Annotated in this window: 1 protein-coding gene; it reads right to left on the bottom strand. The window is 66.9% G+C overall.

Annotated features, from left to right (window positions below):
• Positions 1-77, bottom strand: a 77-nt coding sequence (gene rpmH / locus QSV46_RS40970; protein WP_314964483.1) for a 50S ribosomal protein L34, incomplete at its 3' end; no start/stop codon positions are given.
• Positions 78-239: the final 162 nt, after the last annotated feature.

Genomic DNA, 239 nt, shown 5'->3' with positions numbered 1-239 from the left:
CCCTTGGTGGCCATGCGGGCGCGGAAGCCGTGCCGGCGCGCGCGAACCAGGTTCGACGGCTGGAAGGTGCGTTTCATCGTCGTAGCTCCAACAACAAGGGCGCGCAGGGTATGGGCCGTCAGCCCACGCAAGCGCGCCGGGAATGCGAAGCCCGGCTGATATGACGCGCACCGGCCCGAGTCAACAGAAAGGACGCCCCTTCCCCTTGTTTTCGGACGTCACGGCCGGATCATCCACCC

This window comes from Bradyrhizobium cosmicum (genome assembly GCF_032290525.1).
Classification (GTDB): domain Bacteria; phylum Pseudomonadota; class Alphaproteobacteria; order Rhizobiales; family Xanthobacteraceae; genus Bradyrhizobium; species Bradyrhizobium cosmicum_A.
This window is presented reverse-complemented; position numbering and strand designations above follow the sequence as displayed.